This is a genomic window from Cupriavidus sp. DB3, assembly GCF_020418465.1.
Classification (GTDB): domain Bacteria; phylum Pseudomonadota; class Gammaproteobacteria; order Burkholderiales; family Burkholderiaceae; genus Cupriavidus; species Cupriavidus cauae.
The window spans coordinates 25,086-45,426 of sequence record NZ_JAIZPL010000009.1 but is presented as its reverse complement, the minus strand read 5'-3'; the positions used below and the strand labels follow the sequence as shown (position 1 = coordinate 45,426).

General features: G+C 67.7%; 17 protein-coding genes and 3 pseudogenes. 13 read left to right on the top strand and 7 right to left on the bottom strand.

What is annotated here, in order from left to right; genetic code table 11:
- Positions 1 to 64: 64 nt before the first annotated feature.
- Positions 65 to 1,369, bottom strand: a complete 1,305-nt coding sequence (gene hemA, locus K7G19_RS23570) for a glutamyl-tRNA reductase (protein WP_149319665.1) — start codon at positions 1,367 to 1,369, stop codon at positions 65 to 67.
- A gap of 333 nt (positions 1,370 to 1,702) precedes the next feature.
- Between hemA and K7G19_RS23565 the strand changes: the two genes are divergently transcribed.
- Positions 1,703 to 1,948, top strand: coding sequence for a hypothetical protein (locus K7G19_RS23565; RefSeq protein ID WP_149319664.1), 246 nt, complete (start codon positions 1,703 to 1,705; stop codon positions 1,946 to 1,948).
- A 126-nt stretch (positions 1,949 to 2,074) separates the two neighbouring features.
- On the opposite strand, the gene K7G19_RS23560 is transcribed toward K7G19_RS23565, so the two are convergent.
- Complete coding sequence (locus tag K7G19_RS23560) at positions 2,075 to 2,854, bottom strand: 5'-methylthioadenosine/adenosylhomocysteine nucleosidase (protein ID WP_226109459.1); 780 nt, start codon at positions 2,852 to 2,854, stop codon at positions 2,075 to 2,077.
- A 484-nt stretch (positions 2,855 to 3,338) separates the two neighbouring features.
- Here K7G19_RS23560 and K7G19_RS25135 point away from each other — a divergent pair, with 484 nt between their 5' ends.
- From K7G19_RS25135 to K7G19_RS23535, 4 genes are all read left to right on the top strand, one after another.
- Entirely contained in the window at positions 3,339 to 5,543 is a 2,205-nt protein-coding gene (locus K7G19_RS25135) for a DUF4401 domain-containing protein (protein WP_370639594.1), read from the top strand.
- A complete protein-coding gene (locus K7G19_RS23545; RefSeq protein ID WP_226109458.1) occupies positions 5,540 to 6,031 on the top strand; it encodes a GDYXXLXY domain-containing protein in 492 nt (163 codons plus the stop codon). The genes K7G19_RS25135 and K7G19_RS23545 overlap by 4 nt, the downstream gene beginning before the upstream one ends.
- A gap of 56 nt (positions 6,032 to 6,087) precedes the next feature.
- The gene (locus tag K7G19_RS23540) at positions 6,088 to 6,918 is read left to right on the top strand and encodes a DMT family transporter (RefSeq protein WP_226109524.1); all 831 of its coding nucleotides are present in this window, start codon (positions 6,088 to 6,090) and stop codon (positions 6,916 to 6,918) included.
- A 67-nt stretch (positions 6,919 to 6,985) separates the two neighbouring features.
- The gene (locus K7G19_RS23535; RefSeq protein ID WP_150082575.1) at positions 6,986 to 7,693 is read left to right on the top strand and encodes a hypothetical protein; all 708 of its coding nucleotides are present in this window, start codon (positions 6,986 to 6,988) and stop codon (positions 7,691 to 7,693) included.
- Positions 7,694 to 7,746: 53 nt separating this feature from the next.
- Here the strand turns inward: K7G19_RS23535 and K7G19_RS23530 are convergent, their stop codons facing one another.
- Together K7G19_RS23530 and K7G19_RS24995 are read right to left on the bottom strand one after the other, a co-directional pair.
- Complete coding sequence (locus K7G19_RS23530; protein ID WP_255650894.1) at positions 7,747 to 8,325, bottom strand: LysR substrate-binding domain-containing protein; 579 nt, start codon at positions 8,323 to 8,325, stop codon at positions 7,747 to 7,749.
- Positions 8,326 to 8,517: 192 nt separating this feature from the next.
- Positions 8,518 to 8,628, bottom strand: a pseudogene (locus K7G19_RS24995) (LysR family transcriptional regulator); the annotation flags it as partial.
- A 123-nt stretch (positions 8,629 to 8,751) separates the two neighbouring features.
- Between K7G19_RS24995 and K7G19_RS23525 the strand changes: the two are divergent.
- Entirely contained in the window at positions 8,752 to 9,747 is a 996-nt protein-coding gene (locus tag K7G19_RS23525) for a zinc-dependent alcohol dehydrogenase family protein (protein ID WP_226109520.1), read from the top strand.
- Positions 9,748 to 9,767: 20 nt separating this feature from the next.
- Here K7G19_RS23525 and K7G19_RS23520 read toward each other — a convergent pair whose 3' ends face one another.
- Positions 9,768 to 10,172: a DUF5615 family PIN-like protein gene (locus K7G19_RS23520; protein WP_226109456.1), complete on the bottom strand. Its 405-nt coding sequence runs from the start codon at positions 10,170 to 10,172 to the stop codon at positions 9,768 to 9,770.
- On the bottom strand, positions 10,169 to 10,855 hold the full coding sequence (locus tag K7G19_RS23515) for a DUF433 domain-containing protein (protein WP_226109454.1): 687 nt from the start codon (positions 10,853 to 10,855) through the stop codon (positions 10,169 to 10,171). The genes K7G19_RS23520 and K7G19_RS23515 overlap by 4 nt, the downstream gene beginning before the upstream one ends.
- Before the next feature lie 115 nt (positions 10,856 to 10,970).
- Between K7G19_RS23515 and K7G19_RS23510 the strand changes: the two are divergent.
- The 3 genes and pseudogenes from K7G19_RS23510 to K7G19_RS23500 form a co-directional block, all read left to right on the top strand.
- Positions 10,971 to 11,087, top strand: a pseudogene (locus K7G19_RS23510) (zinc-binding dehydrogenase); the annotation flags it as partial.
- Positions 11,088 to 11,169: 82 nt separating this feature from the next.
- Entirely contained in the window at positions 11,170 to 11,460 is a 291-nt protein-coding gene (locus K7G19_RS23505) for a HigA family addiction module antitoxin (protein ID WP_226109452.1), read from the top strand.
- Positions 11,461 to 11,623: 163 nt separating this feature from the next.
- Positions 11,624 to 13,235 (top strand): annotated as a pseudogene (locus tag K7G19_RS23500) (ABC-F family ATP-binding cassette domain-containing protein).
- 51 nt (positions 13,236 to 13,286) lie between these two features.
- Here the strand turns inward: K7G19_RS23500 and ychF are convergent.
- On the bottom strand, positions 13,287 to 14,378 hold the full coding sequence (ychF, locus tag K7G19_RS23495) for a redox-regulated ATPase YchF (protein WP_226109450.1): 1,092 nt from the start codon (positions 14,376 to 14,378) through the stop codon (positions 13,287 to 13,289).
- 291 nt (positions 14,379 to 14,669) lie between these two features.
- Between ychF and K7G19_RS23490 the strand changes: the two genes are divergently transcribed.
- From K7G19_RS23490 to K7G19_RS23475, 4 genes are all read left to right on the top strand, one after another.
- The gene (locus tag K7G19_RS23490; protein WP_226109448.1) at positions 14,670 to 15,959 is read left to right on the top strand and encodes a UbiH/UbiF family hydroxylase; all 1,290 of its coding nucleotides are present in this window, start codon (positions 14,670 to 14,672) and stop codon (positions 15,957 to 15,959) included.
- 239 nt (positions 15,960 to 16,198) lie between these two features.
- On the top strand, positions 16,199 to 16,915 hold the full coding sequence (locus tag K7G19_RS23485; RefSeq protein ID WP_150082632.1) for a DsbC family protein: 717 nt from the start codon (positions 16,199 to 16,201) through the stop codon (positions 16,913 to 16,915).
- A gap of 164 nt (positions 16,916 to 17,079) precedes the next feature.
- Complete coding sequence (locus K7G19_RS23480) at positions 17,080 to 18,078, top strand: MDR family oxidoreductase (RefSeq protein WP_226109445.1); 999 nt, start codon at positions 17,080 to 17,082, stop codon at positions 18,076 to 18,078.
- Between the two features lie 337 nt (positions 18,079 to 18,415).
- Positions 18,416 to 20,296, top strand: a complete 1,881-nt coding sequence (locus K7G19_RS23475) for a M61 family metallopeptidase (protein ID WP_226109443.1) — start codon at positions 18,416 to 18,418, stop codon at positions 20,294 to 20,296.
- The last annotated feature ends 45 nt before the right edge of the window (positions 20,297 to 20,341 follow it).

The window sequence follows — 20,341 nt, the reverse complement described above, 5'->3', positions numbered from 1 at the left end:
CGGTGCGGGCAAGGCCGCCGGCGCAAAGGCGCAAAGGCGGCGCGGACGCCCGCGGCGAGCGCGGCTAGCGCTCGGAGTGGCTGCTGTGGCGGAACAGGCCGGGCACCAGGCGCAGCAGCGCCTCGCGGTCCTCGCCCTGGGTGTGGTTCAGCGCGTGGGTCGGACCGTGCAGGAACTTGCGGGTCAGCGCGCCCGACAGCGCCTCGAGCACGGCCTCGGGATCGTCGCCGCGCGCCAGCATCTTGCGCGCGCGTTCGAGCTCGGCCTGGCGCATCGCCTCGCCGTTGGCCTGCAGTTCGCGGATCACCGGCACCACGCTGCGCGTCTCCAGCCAGTGCATGAAATGCTGGACGCGCGTTTCGATGATCGCCTCGGCCTGCGCGACCGCGGCCTGCCGCATCGCGTTGCCTTCGCGCACGATCGCGCCGAGGTCGTCGACGGTATAGAGGAAGACGTCATCGAGCCGCGCCACTTCGGGCTCGACATCGCGCGGCACGGCCAGGTCGACCATCATGATCGGCCGGTGCTTGCGCTGCTTGACCGCGCGTTCGACCGCACCCAGCCCGATGATCGGCAGCGAGCTGGCGGTGCTGGAGACGACGATGTCGAACTCGTGCAGCCGCGAGCCGAGCTCGGACAGGCGGATCGCTTCGGTATTGAGTCCTTGTGCCGCCAGCTGCTCGGCCAGCTTCTCGCCGCGTTCCACCGTGCGGTTGGCGACGACGATCTGGCGCGGGCTCTGCGCGGCGAAATGCGTCGCGCAGAGCTCGATCATCTCGCCCGCGCCGATGAACAGCACGCGCTGGCCCGAAATGCTCTCGAAGATGCGCTGTCCCAGCCGTACCGCCGCCGCCGCCATCGACACCGAATGCGCGCCGATCTCGGTCTGGCCGCGCACTTCCTTGGCCACCGCGAAGGTGCGCTGGAACAGCTGGTTCAGATAGGTGCCGAGCGTGCCGGCCTCGCCGGCGGTGCGCACCGCGTCCTTCATCTGGCCCAGGATCTGGGTCTCGCCCAGCACCATCGAATCGAGGCCGCTGGCGACGCGGAAGGCGTGGCGCACCGCCTCGGATTGCGGCAGCGCGTACAGGTGCGGAGCCAGTTCGCCGGCAGGGATGTTGTGGTGCTGCGCCAGCCAGCGCAGCGTGTGATCGAAGCCTTCCGAGCCGGACAGCACCAGGTCGGTGGCGCAGTAGATCTCGGTCCGGTTGCAGGTCGACAGGATCGCCGCCTCGGTGCCGCGCTTGCCGGCCAGCTGGGTGCGCAGCGCCCCCAGCGCCGGCTTGATCTGCTCGAGCGGAAACGCCACCCGTTCGCGTAGCGAGACGGGCGCCGTGTTGTGATTGATTCCGATTGCGAGCAGTTGCATGGTTTGGGGACTTGTCGCTGTCCGGCTGCCGGGCCATTCCGGCCTTGCGGCAGCTTGCCTGCGCTGGGCATGGCGGCGCACATATTGCTCTTGCATCGCCTGCGTACTGCCTGCGCAGGTTGCGGAGCGTCTTGAGCGTCTTGAATCTATTCGGGCCCTGGTCGAGCGCCGCCGGGACGGCTTGCATTATACCGCCCGGGCGCGATCCTTGCGTTCGGGGGCCGGCCGAGCCTGTCGGGTATCGGCCGGCGTTCCGAGTTGAGTTATCGTTACGCCGCTGCAGCCCGGGGGCGGCGGCAGATCGAGCGGATAGTCGAACAACGGAAGCGGGCGATGCTGGGGACGTTCTTGGTGGGCATGGTGGTCGGACTGGTGGCGCGCGCGATGCATCCGCGCGGACCGGGGCTGACCGTCGCGATGGCGCTGCTGCTCGGTGGCGTCGGCGCCCTCGCCAGCTTCTACCTGGGCCGCGCGCTGCGCTGGTTCATCGACGGGCAACTCAGCGGCTGGACCGCCGCGATCCTCGGCGCTGCGCTGCTGGTCGGGCTGGCCGGCCTGTTCGCCCGGCGCGGCCGCTGAGCAAAGGCAGGCCCGCCCTGGCTTGACGCCGTCCTCTCCGCGCAAGCGAGGACCTCGCGTCTTCCATCGCCGGCAGCAAGCCCGAATGTCACCGGATCCCCGTTTCGGGGCAACGCCATGGGTTTGCTACCGCAGCGTCGGCAGCAGCCGCCGGATCACCCCCTCGGAGTAATGACTGGCCACCTCGGCCAGGAACGCCGGGAAATCGACATGCGCGCTGTCGTCGGCCCGATCCGACACGGTCCGCATGACCGCGTGCGGCACGCCATATTCGTGGCAGACCTGGCCGACCGCGGCGCCTTCCATTTCGACCGCCAGCAAGCCCGGCAGCCGCGCCCGCAATTCCGCCACCGTGGTCGGCGCGCCGATGAACTGGTCGCCGCTGGCGATCATGCCCAGATGCAGGTTCGGCGCGCTGACGCCCGCAGTGACGCCAAATCGGGCACGCACCGCGGCCGGCACGGCGCTGGGCAGATCCTCCGCCAGGAAGGCCTGCGCCGCCTCGCGCAGCGCGGCCGTCAGCGCTGGATCGGTGGGGAATTCGTCCCGGCCCAGCAGCGGCACTTGATGGCGCGGAAACAGCGGACGCGCGTCCATGTCGTGCTGCACGGTGCGATCGGCTATCACCAGATCGCCAACCTGCACGCCCGCGCCGATGCCGCCGGCCAGGCCGGTGAAGACGATGCCGTCGACCGCGAACTCGCGGATCAGCGTCACCGTGGTCGCCGCGGCTGCCACCTTGCCGACCCGCGCCAGCACCACCACGCAGCGCTGCCCGTACAGCTCGCCGACGTAGTAGTCCCGCATGCCGATCCGATGCACGGTGGCGCGGGCGTGGTCGTGGCGCATCGCGGCGATCAGGCCGTCGATTTCGTCATGCAGGGCGGCGAGGATGCCGAGAGTCATGGTGTCTGGTGATCGAAACGGAAAACGGGATGGATCACGGTGCGGCTGAACGGGCAGCGGGAGCCGGGGGCCCGAACCGCAAGCCCGGGACCTAAGCCTTAAGCCCTGAGCCCTGAGCCCTGAGCCCTGAGCCCTGAGCCCTGAGCCCTGAGCCTTGCGCCCAGAGTCCAGAGTCCAGAGTCCAGAGTCCAGAGTCCAGAGTCCAGAGTCCAGATCCAGAGTCCAAAGTCCGGAGCCCGGAGCCCGCAGCCCGGAGCCCGCAGCCCGGAGCCCGGAGCCCGGTGCCCGGTGCCCGGTGCCCGGTGCCCGGTGCCCGGTGCCGCGGCCCGGTCCCGCGAACCGCAAGCCGTGAGCCGGAAAAGCCGACAGCATACCGGCACAGCCCGGTGCTTCGCTGGTTTGCGCCCCACCGCCTTTGACCGTGCGCCCACCACGGCGCTTTGCTAGAGTGCAGCCAACGCCTTTCCGGAGCGCTGCTCATCCCATGCCGACCGATCGCCAAGCCCACCCTCTGAACATCCGGCATGCCCAGCGGCGCGCGCTGGCGGACTGGTGCGCACAGGGGCGACTGGCGATGGAGCCAGCGCGCCAGGCCTGGGCCGATACCGAGCCGCGACTTGCCGACTGGCACCGCTGGCTGCAACGGGCGCTGCTCGCTCTTGGTGTGGCACTGCTCTGCGCCGGCGTGATCGTCTTCTTCGCCTTCAACTGGCAGGCCCTGCACAAGTTCACCCGCTTCGGCGTGCTCGCCGTGCTGATCAGCGCGCTGGCGGCCTTCGCCTGGCGGCGGCCGGACGGCGACGCCGCCGGCCGCGCCGCGCTGTTCGCCGCGCAAATGATCACCGGGGCGTTGCTGGCGGTGATCGGACAGGTCTACCAGACCGGCGCCGACGCGTGGCAACTGTTCGCCTGGTGGGCGCTGCTCGCCGTGCCCTGGGCGCTGGCCGCGCACGCCCCGCCGCATTGGTGGCTGGTGGTGGTGCTGGCCAATGTCGCGCTGCTGCGCTTCTTCAGCGTCGAAGTCGGCGCCGGTTTGCCTTTCACGCTGCTGTTCGGCGTGGAGGACGGCAAGCTGGTCGGCCTGTGGCTGCTTGCCGCCGCCTTGCTGCAGCTGGTGCTATGGCTGGTGCTGTCCGCCCACGTGCCGCGTGTCGGCGTGCGCGGCCAGGGCGGCGTGCGGCTGCTGGCGTTTCTCGCTTGCGCGCATGCGGTCTGGCTCGGTCTCGCCGCCTTGTTCGGCGACCGCTTCGACGGCGCGATGCTGATCGTCGCGCTGGCCGCCTTGCTGGGACTCGGCGCCTGGTTCTGGCGGCGCAACGTCGATCTGCTGGTGCTGAGCGGGATTGCGCTGTCCCTGATCGCGCTGATCGTCGCGGGGCTTGGGCGCCTGCTGTTCGAGGCCGGCGCGGAATTCGGCGGCTTCCTGCTGCTGGGCCTGCTGACGCTCGGCCTGTCGGCCGTGTCGGCGACGTGGTTGATGCGCTTGCATCGCGGTCATGCGCAGACGTCGCTGGCTAACGGGGAGCCGCGGTACCGTGAACAGGACGAGCCTGCGCGACCGGCGGCGGCCGCGCAGGCGCTGTGGCGCAAGCTGGCCGCCGAGGGCGCCGTCGAAGGGCAACCGCCGGCGGACACCGATGCACCCTGGTCCGTGCGTCTGTTGACGGGGTTGGCCGGCTGGCTCGGCGCGGTCTTCTTCCAGCTGTTCCTGCTCGGCACCGTGTTCGTCGCCGCGCGCGAGAACAGCGGCGCCATTCTCGTCTGCGGACTGGCGCTGATCGCACTGGCCGCGCTGCTGTACCGGCGCCGCGCCGGCCATACCGGCTTCGAGCAATTCGCGCTGGCCAGCAGCCTGACCGGGCAGGGGCTCGCGTTCTATGCCGCCGCCGACCTGCTCGGCCGCGCCCGCGCGGTAGAGACCGCGGCGTTCTGGTGCGGCATCGCGGCCTGCGAGATGCTGCTCTATGCGGCGATCGGCAACCGGCTGCATCGCTTGTTGTGCGCGCTTGCGGCGATGGTTTCGATTGCAATCGCGTTGACCATCGCCATCGCGATGGGGCCGTCCACGCCTTGGCAGGGGATTGGCTGGGCGCTGGTCTGGCTGGCGCCCGTCGCCGCGCTGAAGGCGGCGCTGTTCGCGGTCGCCGAAGTGCGGCTCGCCGCGCTCGGGCGACATCACCGGCTCGCCCCGGCCGCGGACGCCTTGCTGTCCTGCAGCCTGCTCGGCGCGCTGATCGTGACCGGCATCGGGCATCCCCTCGGCCTCTTCACCGAACCGGCGGCGCGCGGCGTGCCGCATTGGCTGGCGGGCGCGTTGTTTGCGGTGCTGCTGGTCGGCTTTGGCATCGTCGAGACGGCCCGACTGCAAGGATCGCCGCGCCGGCGCACCGCGGTCTGCGGTGTGCTCGCACTCTGTGCCGCGCTGATGATCGGCGCACCTGCCGTGGTGGCAGGCGTGCTCGCGACCGGGCTGGCCTTGCGAAGGGCGTCCCTGTCCTGGCTCGGGCTCGGCCTTGCGACCATCGGCCTCGGTTTCCTCTGGTACTACAGCGCGCTGCACTGGACGCTGGCGATCAAGTCGGCAACGCTGGTAGCGGCCGGCATCGTCGTGCTGTTTGCACGCGCCTGGCTGGCGCGCCCCGGGCCCCCGCTGGGCACCGCCGACGTCGCGGAGGAGGGCGGCCGATGAAACGTTGGATCCTGATTGCCTGGGTACTGACGCTCGCGGTCGCAGGCGTGGGCGTGATCGACAAGGAAAGGCTGCTGGCGCGTGGCGATGTGGTGCTGTTGCGGCTGGCGCCGGTCGACCCGCGCTCGCTGATGCAGGGCGACTATATGGCGCTGAATTTCGCCATCGGCGCGCCGATCCTGCGCGCGCTGGAGACCACCGACGACCGTATCCGCACCGCGGTGGTCCGGCTCGACGCGCGTGGCGAGGCCAGCTTCGTACGGCTGCATCGCGGCGAGCCGCTGGTCGCCGGCGAGCATCTGCTGCGCTTCCAGCTGCGGCCGTCGCGCTGGGGAACGGACCAGGTCCATATCTCGACGGATGCCTTCTTCTTCCAGGAAGGCCAAGGGCGCCGCTATGAGGGCGCGCAGTTCGGCGCGTTTCGTGTCGATGCACAGGGGCAGGCGCTGCTGGTGGAGCTGCGCGACGCCGAAGGACATCCGCTGTGAAGACGTCGAGCACCGCGCCCTCGGTCCCGCTGGTGCTCGGCTGTACCGCGCTGTCGATGCTCGCCTTCGCCGGCAATTCGCTGCTGTGCCGGCTTGCGCTGCGGGACACCACCATCGACGCCGCCAGCTTCACGACCGTGCGGTTGTTGTCTGGCGCGATCACGCTGTGGGTGCTGGTCCGGCTGCGTCATGGCGTCTCGCACGCTGCCGAGCCAACGCCCGAGGCATCGAGCGGCAACTGGCGTTCCGCGCTGGCACTGTTCGCCTACGCCGTCTTTTTCTCGTACGCCTACGCGCAACTATCGGCCGCCACCGGCGCGCTGCTGCTGTTCGGCGCGGTGCAGGTCACGATGATCGGCCGCGGCCTGTGGCTCGGCGAACGGCCTCATCTCGTGCAGACGGCCGGCTATCTGATCGCGGTCTCGGGACTGGTCGGCATGCTGCTGCCCGGCCTGTCCGCGCCTCCGCTGCTGGGCGCGCTTCTGATGCTGGCGTCGGGCGCGGCTTGGGGCGTCTACTCGATCCGCGCCAAGGGCGTACGCGATCCGGTGCGCGCCAATGCGGGCAACTTCCTGCGCGCCGCGCTCTGCTGCGTGCCGCTCTATCTGGCCGCGCTGCCGTGGGCCAGCCACGATGCCGAAGGCATGCTGTACGCGGTGCTGTCCGGCGCCATCGCCTCGGCGCTGGGCTATGCCATCTGGTACGTCGCGCTGCGGGGTCTGACGGTGACCACGGCTGGACTGGTGCAACTGAGCGTGCCGGTGATCGCCGCGGCGGGTGGCGTGGTCCTGTTGGGGGAGGCGGTGACGTGGCGGCTGGTGGTGGCGTCGGTGGCGGTGTTGGGTGGGGTGGCGGTGGGGATGGGGTATCGGCGGAGCAATAGGTGACGCGCTGCTGTCGCTGCCTCAAGTGTGTTGTGGTGTCAATGGCTGCACGTTGTTTATCGGAGCAACGATGTCCTCTGACCTCGCTGGCGCGTTCTTCGCCAAACTTATCCCTGCAATCCTTCCTGACCTGGCTCGAATCGCGAAACAGTCGCGGGGCGAAATGACCGTGGACGATCTACAAGGTGAAGCGTGGATTCTTGCAGACAAACTGAGCCGCGACCGCGACCCGCAGCCGGACCTGGCCGACAGAGACTTCCAACAGCAGATCCTTGCTCGGCTGTTCAATCGATTCGTAAGGTACGCGGATAAGCGTCTGCGTTTCGCAGTGAGACTGGATGAACAGAGTGAGGATGATGACGGCGGAACGCACGAAAACTGGTTTGCGGCGACGCTCAGCGCGCCTGAGGCCAACGAGCCGCACCGGATGCTCGAAACATACGAAGAGGAAAGCCAACAAGACAAGACGGTGTTGGGTCGTTTTGCCGAGGCGGTGGCCTATCTCCGCGTCTTTGCCAATATGGCCAACGATCTGACCGCCATTGCAAACCACCTGGCCATTTCGAACGCTACATTGCGCAAGCGGTTGGAGCGCGCCGAGCAAACGATGGAATTTCAGCCTTCACTATTCGACGGCGTTACTCAAATACATGAGGGTTTCCTGCCTCCCGCGTCACGAAGAAAACCCCGCATAGTTCAAGCCGCCGGGAGCCTTTCCACTTTGGCCAGCCAGTGTCGGCTTTTCCCCCGCGCTTACGTACCGCTTCGAGCAATCTAATTGCGGCGGTATGGGTAGTGCAAGCTGCATCTCAGTGGGCGAGTCTCGTTTTTCTACTGCATCAATCTCGGCAAATCTGCCGCCAGCGCATCGACCGCAAGCCGTACCTTGCGCGGGAGATGCGGCGTGCGCAGCCAGAGTGCGTAGGCGTCGTACAGGAACGTCGGTTCATTTGGCAGCAGCTGAAGCAGTGCTCCGGCGTGAATCCGATCGCGGACAAGCCAATATGGCAGCCACGCGACGCCCATGCCTTCCGTCGCCGCGTCGGCGATCGCATCGAGGTCGTCGAGCATCAGCCGGCCGGTGGGCCGCAATTCCACCGGCCGCCCATCCTCGCTAGGGAACAGCCACGGCGCGACGGGTCCGGAGCGGCGATAGACGATCGCATGGTGCTGGCGCAGGTCGTCGATCGATTGCGGTTCGCCTTGCCGGCCGAGGTAGGCGGGGGACGCGCAGACAATCATTCGCTGCCTACCCACCCGGCGCGCAATGGTGTCGGCCCGGTCCTGCAGGCTTCCGGTGCGGATCGCGAGGTCGTAGCCGTCTTCGGCCAGATCGATCAGCCGGTCGCTGAACGACAGCTCGAGTTCCAGCGCCGGATATTGCCGCGCAAGGTCCAGCAGGATCGGCATCGCGCAATGCCGGCCGAAATGCACCGGCATCGTGACCCGCAGCTTGCCCCGCGGCTCGGCCAGTTGATCGGCCGCCAGGGCGTCGGCGGCCTCGGCCTCGGCCAGGATCAGGCGGCAGCGTTCGTAATAGGCGCGTCCGAAGTCGGTCAGGCTTTGGCGGCGCGTGGTCCGGTTCAGCAGCCGCGTGCCGAGGCGCTCCTCGAGGAAGCGGACATGCTTGCAGACCATCGGACCCGTGATGCCGAGTGCGTCGGCGGCGGCCGCGAACGAGCCGAGGTCGACGGCTTTGACGAACACGGCCATGCTGGTCAGGCGGTCCATATTGAAAACCGGTGGTTTGTACCGTTGTGCCGGAGCGGCTATTTATCCGGGTTAGGCGCCAAATCATACTGGATTCCTCCTCTTCGATTTGGAGTCAAACCAACCATGCAAACCGCTCGTGTCGTTCGTTTCCACCAATATGGCGGGCCCGAAGTCCTGCGCATCGAATCGGCCGAGGTGCCGGAACCCGCGGCCGGCGAGGTGCGGATCCGCGTCAAGGCGCTCGGACTGAATCGCGCCGAGTCTCTGCTGCGTACCGGCCGCTATATCGAGACGCCGGACTTGCCGTCGGGGCTCGGGCTTGAGGCGGCGGGCGTGATCGAATCCGTCGGTCCGGACGTGGAAGGCCTTGCGCCGGGCGACGCCGTCAGCATCGTGCCGCCACGCTCGATGGTGCGCTGGCCGGCATATGGCGAACTGGTCCGCTTTCCCGCCGAGCTCGTGGTCAAGCATCCGCCCTCGCTGAGCTGGGAAGCCGCCGCGGCGCTCTGGATGCCGTATCTGACCGCTTATGGCGCGCTGGTCGATATCGCCGGACTCGGCAACGGCGACGTCGTGGCCATCACGGCGGCATCGAGCAGCGTCGGCCTCGCCGCGATCCAGATCGCCAATCGCGTCGGCGCCGTGCCGATCGCCATCACGCGATCGTCGGCGAAGCGGGCCGCCTTGCTCGACGCCGGTGCCCGGCATGTGGTGGCCTCGGACGAGGAAGACCTCGAAGCACGCCTAAAGGAGATCGCGGGAGAGCCGGGCGTGCGCGTCGTCCTCGACGCGGTCGGCGGCCCGATCTTCGAACCATTGACGGCCGCGATGTCGCGCGGCGGCATGCTGATCGAATACGGCGGCCTCAGCCCGGCGCCGACGCCGTTTCCGCTGTTCACGGTCCTGAGCAAGTCGCTGACGCTGCGGGGGTATCTGGTTCACGAGATCGCTGGCGACCCGATAAGGCTCGCCGCGGCGAAGGCGTTCATCCTGCGTGGTCTGGAGGAGGGCGAACTGCGGCCGGTCATCGCCAGGACGTTCGATTTCGACCAGATCGTCGAGGCACATCGGTATCTGGAATCGAATGAGCAGTTCGGGAAGGTGGTGGTGAGGGTTTGAAGGAGATAACCCAGCAGGCCCTAGAGCATGACCTGCTCGAACCGGCCCTTACCGGAAAAGTTGTACGGAACCTTGAACGCTGCGCCACCGCGAACGCCGGCCGATTGTTCGATGACGCGTGGCCACCATCGGACCAGGTTGCAGGCAATGTCCCAGAATCGATGGTTAGACCAACTCCGGTCCAGAAAGAACACAATCAGGCCCGCCCGACGCAGGGCTTCCCGTTCGATACCCTTGTTCAGCTTGTCATGCGTCACCACGGACCATCCGCCTTCCCTGGACAGACGTTCGATCCAGTCGGCGTCGGCGGTGTTCTCTGGAAACACGTCTCTTAGATGGGCGACGGAATGCCCATGCACGTCGGACAGCGCATGCAACGCCCGCGCCAACGCAGGGGGCAGGTTGTTGTCGACGAAGAATTTCACGCGGCAAGGCGTTCTTCGAAGGCGATGGCGGCGTCTACCGCGACAAGGGGAACCTCATGCAGTCTGGCGACAAACTGCCTGTCGTTCTCGGCGAGGAATGAGGCGTAAAGGATGGACGTCCTGACCTGACCCGCGGCCACGATTGGCTTGCCGAACGCGATTCGCGGATCGAGTACGACTGCCTTGCTGCAAGGCGACGGGTACCAGCGCAGCGCGGTATCGTCCGGGCCGAAGTCGATGCCTTGATACAGAGACGGTTCGATGATCTTCTGGAACGCGTACTGTCCTTGGATCAGGTCCAACAATTCGATTTCGCCCGTCTCACGCACCGCGGATGCAAAAATCGTCCGGCCATCTGTCTGAAAGCGACGCGACGTGAAAGGGTAGGGCAAGTTGAATAGCTGACGGGCCTTCTCGCTTGCCAGCCGGATGGTCTGCAAGCTGACACCGTGCTGACGAAAGGCGCGAACGAAGCGGACCTCGAGCAGATCGTGAAAACTGATCCCGTCGATTTCCGCGCGCGATAGCTCAGGTTCCCACAACGGACGGACCGGGACCGTGCCGCGATCTCTCTTGCGCCGATAGGCATAGCCATCGAGCCAGCGGCGCAGGTCGCGGGCCGGAATGCCTGTGAGTTTCGATGCTTCCTGGAAGGTGTAGAGGCCGATGCCGGTAAGGTCCACGTGTGCCTCCGTCTGGTTCAGTATCGGTGATCGCCACGTTACCCGCGCGGGACGAAAAATTCTACCGAAAAACGCCGCGATCCGAGTGCCACTCACGGTACGAATGGCAACGGCTGCTCAGGGGCAACAGGGACCCGCCATGGACCGGACGTTTGCGTTCGACCAGATCGTCGAGGCGCATCGGTATCTGGAATCGAATGAACAGTTTGGGAAGGTGGTGGTGAGGGTTTGAAGGCCGTTTTCGGAAGAGGTGTGCAGCGCGTTGGGGCAATCTCCTTCGCTTCAAATCATTCGCATCCCAAGGGAGAGACACCATGCGCATGCATAACCCCCCGCATCCTGGCGAGATCCTGCATGAGCTCTGGCTGGAGCCGCTGAAGCTGACCATCACCGAGGCGGCCGCTGCCTTGGACGTGTCGCGGAAAACGCTGTCCGAGATCGTCAACGGCCGTGCTCCGATCACGCCAGAAACGGCGGTGCGACTCGAAATGGCCTTCGGCAAGAGCGCGGAATCGTGGTTGGCGCATCAGGCCGCGTATGACCTGTGGCAGGTCGATCAGCGGCGCGATGGACTGCACGTGCGGCGGTTGAAGTCAGCTGCATGAACGCGGCCAACCCGTCAATTTCATCCGCCCCGCTATAATCCGACCTTCGTTAATCTCACCGAGGTATTCGTCCCATGCGCCATTGATGCCGCCGTCGATATGACGGCCAGTCTCCACCAGCCCCTGCAGCAGGGGGAGTGCTTGGCATCCCTGGAATTGAAGCATGACGAATCCCTATCTCACGCTAGAAAGCGTGTCCTACGCCCTGCCGGATGGCAGGACGCTTTTTTCCCAGCTCAGCGAAACCTTCGACCAGCGCCCCACCGGCCTGGTCGGACGCAATGGCGTTGGCAAGACCATCCTGGCGCGACTGCTTGCCGGACAGTTGGAGCCGGCCAGCGGACGGTGCCTGCGCTCCGGCAGCGTGCATTACCTTGCCCAGCAAATATCCGCTCCAGCCGATGCCACGGTGGCCAGCCTGGCCGGCGTGCAGCACACGCTGGAAGCGCTGCTGCGCATCGAGGCGGGCAGCAGCGCGCCGGAAGACTTCGACGCCGTTGGCGAGCGTTGGGATATTCGCCAGCGCCTGCGGCATGAACTGGAACGCAATGGCCTGAGCCATCTCGAGGCCACCACGCCGGCGAGCCGTCTCAGCGGTGGCGAGGCGATGCGCGTCTCCCTGCTCGGCGCCATGCTGTCCGACGCGGACTTTCTGATCCTGGACGAGCCCAGCAATCATCTGGATCGTCCCAACCGGCAAGCGCTGATCGAACAATTGCGGCGTTGGTCGCGCGGGCTGCTGATCGTCAGCCACGATCGGCAACTGCTCGAAGCGATGGAGCGGATCGTCGAGCTGTCCTCCCTGGGTCTGCGTAGCTACGGCGGCAGTTATTCGTTCTATGCCGAGGCGAAGGTGCAGGAGCGGCAGAATGCCCTGCAGCAGCTGGAGCGAAGCAAGCTGGACCGCCAGCGCGAAGAGATTGCCATCCGCGAACAGCGCGAGCGGCAGCAGCGAAGGCAGGCACGCGGCGACCGGCGCGGCAAGGAAGCGAATCAGGCAAAGATCCTGCTCGGTCGCCAGAAGGAGCGCAGCGAGAGTTCCGCCGGCAAGCTGCCAGCAGCAGGCCGCGGCCCTGCAGCAGGTCGCAGAGCGCATTCGGGAAGCCGCGCAGGAAGTCGAAAACGAGGCGCCAATCAGCCTGCATTCGCTGCCGGTCATGCAGGCAGCGCAGCGGCGCGTGGCGGAACTCGATGCGGTGGAGCTGCCGTTCGTATCGGAAGCCGCGTGCCGAATCAGCCTGATCCTGACGGGGCAGCAGCGCGTGGGCGTGGTCGGCCCGAACGGTTGTGGCAAATCGACGCTGCTCAAGGTGATGGCCGGCCATCTCGCCCCGTTGGCGGGGACCTGCAAGGTCACCCAGGAGAGCGCCTATCTCGATCAGCGCTTGGCCAATCTGCGTCCCGAGCAGTCGGTGCTGGAGCAGTTGATGGCGGTCAATCGCAGCACCAGTGAAGGCGATCTGCGCATGCGGCTGGCGCAGCTTGGGCTCGATGCGCAGAAGATCGCCGCGCCGACGGGTTCCCTCAGCGGCGGGGAACGGCTGAAGGGTGCCCTGGCCTGCCTGCTTTATGCCGAAGCCCCGCCGCAGCTGCTATTGCTCGATGAACCGAGCAATCACCTCGACCTGCCATCGATTCAGGCGCTGGAGGCGATGTTGCGCAGTTATCGAGGCGCGCTGGTGGTCGTGTCGCATGACGATGCGTTCATGGACGACCTGGCGCTGACGGACCGGTTGGTGGGAAGCGAAAAGGGCTGGCTGATGGAACCATGGTGATTCCATGGAGGCGCAGCCCCTTGAAGACGACTCGGCGTTGAAGTCGGGCGGTCAGACGTTGAACAAGAAGTTCATCACGTCCCCATCCTTGACCACATACTCCTTGCCTTCCGCCCGCATCTTGCCGGCTTCCTTGGCGCCCTGTTCGCCCTTGAAGGCGATGAAGTCCTCGAAGGCGATGGTCTGCGCGCGGATGAAGCCGCGTTCGAAGTCGGTGTGGATCACGCCGGCCGCCTTGGGGGCGGTGTCGCCGACGTGGATGGTCCAGGCGCGCACTTCCTTGACGCCCGCGGTGAAGTAGGTCTGCAGGCCAAGCAGGCTGAAGCCGGCGCGGATCACGCGGTCCAGGCCCGGCTCGTCCATGCCGAGGTCGGCCAGGAACACGGCCTTGTCCTCGTCCTCGAGGTCGGCGATCTCGGCTTCGATCGCGGCGCAGACGGCGACGACCGGCGACCTGGTGGTCTCGGCGTACTTGCGCACGGCGTCCAGGTGCGGATTGTTCTCGAAGCCGTCCTCGCGCACGTTGGCGACATACATGGTCGGCTTGGCGGTGATCAGGCAGAACGGGCGCAGCGCGTCCCATTCCTCGGGCGCCAGGTCCAGCGTGCGCACGGCCTTGGCCTGGTCGAGCACGGTCTGGGCCTTCTCCAGCACGGCGACCAGGCGCTGCGCTTCCTTGTCGCCGGCGCGGGCCGGCTTGACGTAGCGGGCCAGCGCCTTGTCGACGGTGGCCAGGTCGGCCAGCGCCAGTTCGGTATTGATGACCTCGATGTCCGACAGCGGATCGACCTTGCCGGCCACGTGGATCACGTTGGGATCCTCGAAGCAGCGCACCACGTGCGTGATGGCGTCGGTCTCGCGGATATTGGCCAGGAACTGGTTGCCCAGGCCTTCGCCCTTGGAAGCACCGGCCACCAGGCCGGCGATGTCGACGAACTCGACCGTCGCCGGGACGACGCGCTCGGGTTTGACGATCTCGGCGAGGGCCTTAAGCCTCGGATCCGGCACTTCAACGACGCCGACATTGGGCTCGATGGTGCAGAACGGATAGTTTTCGGCGGCGATGCCGGCCTTGGTCAGGGCGTTGAACAGCGTGGACTTGCCGACGTTGGGCAGGCCGACGATGCCGCATTTGAGGCTCATGGTGTTCCGGGCGGTAAGCGATGGCAAAGCCGGTATTCTAGCGGATGGCCGTCCGGACGCCCGCCCGTCCGAGCCGCCCATGCCACGGTGCTTGCCCGCCCGTCCGAACCGCCCATGCCAGGGGGCTTGCCCGCCCATCCGAACCGCCCGTGCCAGGGGGCTTGCCCGACCGTCCGAGCCCTCCATGCCAGGAGGCTTGCTCGCCCGTCCGAGCCGCCCGTACCAAGGGGCTCGCCCGTCCGCCGGGTGAGCACCGGGTGACCCCTCAAAGCCGCTGGCTATAATCGCCCCATGACCAGAGCCAGCGCGTCCACGCGGACCTCGTTTTCCCATTTCCAGATTGCCGTGGTTGGCGGCGGCATCGTCGGCAAGACTTGCGCGTTGCTGCTGGCGCAGCAGGGCATGCAGGTGGCGCTGATCGCGCCGCGGCCCGGAAACGGCTCGACCCCGGCGCCGGCGCTGGGCGAGGGCGAGTGGGACAGCCGCGTCTACGCGTTCTCGGCCAGCTCGCAGGCGCTGCTGAGCCGGCTGCGGATCTGGGAGGCGCTGGAGCCGGCGCGGATGCAGCCGGTGCGCGACATGCGCGTGTTTGGCGACGACACCGCCGCGCGCGACGATGCCGGGCTGACCGGCGATCTGCATTTCTCGGCCTACGCGGCCGCGGTGCCGGAGCTGGCCTGGATCATCGAATCGAGCCATGTCGAGCGCGTGCTCGACACCGCGCTGCGCTTCCAGCATCAGGTCCATTGGTACCAGCAGGCCGCCACCGGCTTCGAGCGCGACGAGCTGGGCGTCACGCTGACGCTGGCCGACGGCGCGCGCGTACGTACCAATTGCGTCGTGGGCGCCGACGGCGCGCGCTCCTGGGTGCGGACCCAGTGCCATATCGGCGTCAGCACGCGGCGCTACCGGCAGTCGGGCGTGGTCGCCAATTTCGCCTGCGAGCTGCCGCATCACGCGACCGCGTGGCAGTGGTTCCTCGGCGCGCCGCCCAAGCTGCTGGCCGACGAGGAGTCCTGCAACTGCGAAATCCTGGCGATGCTGCCGCTGCCGGGCAATTACCTGTCGATGGTGTGGTCGGCCGACGAGGCCCATGCGCGCGAATTGATGGCGCTGGCGCCGGAGCAGCTGGCACAGGCGGCGATGGACGCGGCCAGCGGTGCGGTCGGCCGCCAGTTCGGCGCGCTGCGTTGCGTGACGCCCGCGCAGGCCTTCCCGCTGGTGCTGCAGCATGCCGACTGCGTGGTGCAGCCGCATGTGGTTCTGGTCGGCGACGCGGCCCACGTGGTGCATCCGCTGGCCGGGCAGGGCATGAACCTCGGTTTGCGCGATGTCGCGGAACTTGGCCGCGTGATGGCCGCCAAAGAGTCGTTCCGCGACGAAGGCGACCTGCGACTGCTGCGCCGCTACGAGCGCGCGCGCGCCACCGACCTGCTGTCGCTGACGGCCGCCACCGATGGCCTGCATCGGCTGTTCTCGCTGCAGGGCGGGGTGGCGCGGATGGTCCGCAATACCGGCATGCGTGCCGTGGGCGCGCAGGCGCTGCTGAAGCGGTTCCTGATCGGACGGGCGCTGGGCTAAACGCCGGCGCCATCGAACCGGCCGCCTCCGCGTAACCCACGCATCCGACCGATCCCACTGATCCGACACTGATCCCGCTGATCCGAAATAAGCCGCGGCCAAGCCGCCAGCTCCACCCACATCCGAGCCAACCAGAACCCGGAGTCAACATGTCGTATTCCCTCGGGCGCTCCGCCCGCCCGAACCCGCTGCGTTCCATCACGCGGTCCAACGTGCTGACCGAGCGCGCCGCGCGCGCTATGGCCGTGCTGACGCTCGCCGTGGCCACTGCCGCCTTCGCGCATCCGGCGCTGGCGGCGGCCGATCCGACCGCGGAGCGCATCAAGACCAATGTGCAGAAGATGCTGGGCGGCCGCGCCGAGATCAAGAGCGTCGAGAAGACGCCGATCGCCGGACTCTACGAAGTCAATATCGGCGGCCAGCTGGTCTACGCCGATGCGAGCGGCCGCTACATCCTCAATGGCGAGCTGCTCGACACGCGCAGCGGCACCAACCTGACCGAGCAGCGCCTGGCCGAGATCAATCGCATCAAGTGGTCCGACCTGCCGCTGTCGCGCGCGATCAAATGGAGCAAGGGCGACGGCAGCCGCCAGGTCGCGGTGTTCTCCGACCCGAACTGCGGCTATTGCAAGCAGATCGAGCAGACCTTCCAGCAGATGGACAACATCACGGTCTACACCTTCCTCTATCCGGTGCTGTCGCCGGATTCGACCGCCAAGGCCAAACAGGTCTGGTGCGCGGCCGATCGCACCAAGGCGTGGCGCGACTGGATGCTGTCGAAGGTCGCGCCGAGCGGCGCCGGCAATTGCAAGACGCCACTGGAAGAGAACCTGGCGCTGGGCCACAGCCTCAATGTCACCGGCACGCCCGCGGTGTTCTTCACCGACGGCACCCGCATTCCAGGCGCGGCCGACGTCGCCACGCTGGAGCGCAAGCTGTCGAGCCTGAAGAAGTAAGAAACCCCGGAGGTCCGGCGCGGCGGGCCGGCATGGACGGCACGGCGTTCCGGCCCGCACGGTCGCATTGCGGATCGCAAAACGGATCGCAGACCGGATCGCAGACCGGATTGCAGAACGCACAACGGATCGCACAACGGATCGCATCCACAGGAGACACCACCATGACCTTCCGCGCGCTGCTGCTGACCCAGACCGACGGCGACAAGCCGTCGACCCGCGCCGAGATCTCGACGCTGCAGGATGACCAGCTGCCTGCCGACGGCGACGTGCTGATCGAGATCGACTATTCGACGATCAACTTCAAGGACGGCCTGGCGATCACGGGCCGCAGCCCGGTCGTGCGCAAATGGCCGATGGTGGCCGGCATCGACGGTGCCGGCACCGTGCTGGAGTCGTCGAATCCGCGCTGGCAAGCGGGCGACAAGGTGGTGCTGAACGGCTACGGCGTCGGCGAGACGCACTGGGGCTGCCTGGCGCAGCGTGCGCGCCTGAAGGGCGATTGGCTGGTGCGCCTGCCCGAGTCGCTGACGACGCGGCAGGCGATGGCGATCGGCACCGCGGGCTATACCGCGATGCTGTCGGTGCTGGCGCTGGAAGCGTCCGGCGTGCGGCCCGAGCAGGGCGAGGTGCTGGTGACCGGCGCCTCCGGTGGCGTCGGTACGATCGCGATCGCGCTGCTGGGCAAGCTCGGCTATCGCGTCGTGGCCTCGACCGGCAAGACCGGCGAGGCAGATTTCCTGAAGGCGCTCGGCGCGGCCGACGTCATCGACCGCGCAGAACTGTCGGCGCCGGGCAAGCCGCTGCAGAAGGAGCGTTGGGCCGCGGTGGTCGACGCGGTCGGTTCGCATACGCTGGTCAATGCCATCGCGCAGGTGCGCTACGGCGGCGTGGTGACGGCCTGCGGGCTGGCGCAGGGCATGGACTTCCCGGGCTCGGTGGCGCCGTTCATCCTGCGCGGCGTGACGCTGCACGGCGTCGACAGCGTGATGGCGCCGATGGCGCGGCGCGAGCAGGCGTGGGCGCGGCTGGCTCAGGACCTCGAGCCGGACCGCCTGGCGGCGATCACGCAGGAGATCGGCCTGGCCGAGGCGATCGAGGCGGGCCAGCGCATCATCGCGGGCGGCATGCGCGGGCGGGTGGTGGTGGACGTCAATCGTTGATGGCGGAGGCGGTGCCGCGCGCGGCGGGCGTACGGCGGCGGCACCAACACGGCGCCACCGCGCCACCAACGCGGCACCACCGCGCCACCAACGCGCCACCAACGCGCCACCAACCGCCACCAACGCGCCACCAACGCGCCACCAACGCGGCACCAACGCGGCACCAACGCGGCACGGACGCAGGGCCAACGCAGGGCCAACGCAGCGCCAACGCACTAGCGCACCGCTGCACCAGCGCATCCACGCACCACGGCATCAGTTCATCACCGCATCAGCGCCGCAGCCCCGCAGCCGCGCAGCGCCGGGCCCGCGTGCCCGTGACGCTACAATCGTGGCCATGAAGCCGATCCACTACGCCATTGCCCCGCTTCAGCCCGAAGCGCATCTGTTCGCGGTCACCGTCACGGTGGACGATCCCGATCCCGCCGGCCAACGTTTCTCGCTGCCGGCGTGGATTCCCGGCAGCTACATGATTCGCGAGTTCGCGCGGAACATCGTGCGCATCCGCGCCGATGTCGGTGCCGATGCGGGCGGCGATGCCGGCGATGACGCCAAGCGCCAGCCGGTGGCGCTGACCAAGCTCGACAAGCACACCTGGCAGGCCGAGCCGATCGACCCGGCGCGCGGCCCGCTGACGCTGTCGTACGAGGTCTACGCGTGGGACCTGTCGGTGCGCGCCGCGCATCTGGACCAGACCCACGGCTTCTTCAACGGGACCTCGGTGTTCCTCTGCGTCGAAGGCAAGGCCGACCGCCCCTGTACCGTCGATATCCATCCGCCGCAGGGCGAGGCCTATCGCAACTGGCGCGTCGCCACCGCGCTGCCCGAAGCCCCCGGCCGCGGCGGTGCGAAGCGCTACGGCTTTGGCCGCTACCGCGCCGCGGACTACGACGAGCTGATGGACCATCCGGTCGAGATGGGCGAGTTCACGATGGGCACGTTCAAGGCCTGCGGCGCGCAGCACGACGTCGTGTTCACCGGCCGCGTGCCCCAGCTCGACATCGAGCGCGTCTGCCGCGACCTGAAGCGGATCTGCGAGGCACAGATCCGGCTGTTCGAGCCGCGCAGCGAACGTGCGCCGTTCCTCGACAGCAATCGCCGCTACGTCTTCATGACGATGGTCACCGGCGACGGCTATGGCGGCCTCGAACATCGCGCCAGCACAGCGCTGATGTGCGCGCGCGGCGATCTGCCGGTGCGCGGCAATCCGGAAAGCAGCGAGGGCTATCGCGGCTTCCTCGGCCTGTGCAGCCACGAGTATTTCCATACCTGGAACGTCAAGCGGATCAAGCCGGCGGCCTTCGTGCCGTACCGGCTGCAGGCCGAAACCCATACGCCGCTGCTATGGCTGTTCGAGGGCTTCACCAGCTATTACGACGACCTGATGCTGGTGCGCAGCGGCTGCATCACCGAGCAGCAATACGTCGAGCTGCTGGCCAAGACCTGGAACGGCGTGCTGCGCGGCAGCGGCCGCACCAAGCAGAGCGTGGCCGACAGCTCCTTCGACGCCTGGACCAAGTACTACCGCCAGGACGAGAACGCGCCCAATGCGATCGTCAGCTACTACACCAAGGGCTCGCTGATCGGGCTGGCGCTGGACCTGACCATCCGCAGCCGCACCAACGGACGCCGCTCGCTCGACGACGTGATGCGGATGCTGTGGCGCCGTTATGGCCGCGATTTCTATGCCCCCGGCGCGGTGCAGCGCGGCGTCACCGAGGACGAGGTGCATGCGCTGATCGACGAGGTGGCCGGCGTGCGCGTGTCCACGCAGCTGCGGGCCTGGACCGAGGGCACCGGCGAATTGCCGCTGCCCGCGCTGCTCAAGCCCTTCGGCATCCGGGCCGAACCGCGCAAGCCGACGCGCGCCGCGGCGCTGGGCATCAAGACCAGGAGCGAGGACGGCTGGGTGCGCGTGACGCAGGTGCTCGACGGCGGCGCGGCGCAGGCGGCCGGCTGGTCGGCCGGCGATCTGCTGGCCGCGGTGGACGGGCTGCGCGTCACGCCCAACGGCGCGGGGCAGCTGGACAAGCTGCTGGCGCGCTATCGCGCCGGCGACACCGTGCCTTGCCACCTGTTCCGCCGCGACGAGCTGCACGTGCTGCCGGTCACCTTCGCGCCGGAGCCGGCGACGGAATATCGCCTGCAGCTCGAGGAAGGCGACGATCGGCGCCAGCGCGGCCGCCATCCATTGCGCGCGCGCTGGCTGGGCCAGTAAGCTACCGGCCCGGCCTTCCGCCGTAGTTTGTCCGCCGCAGTTCGT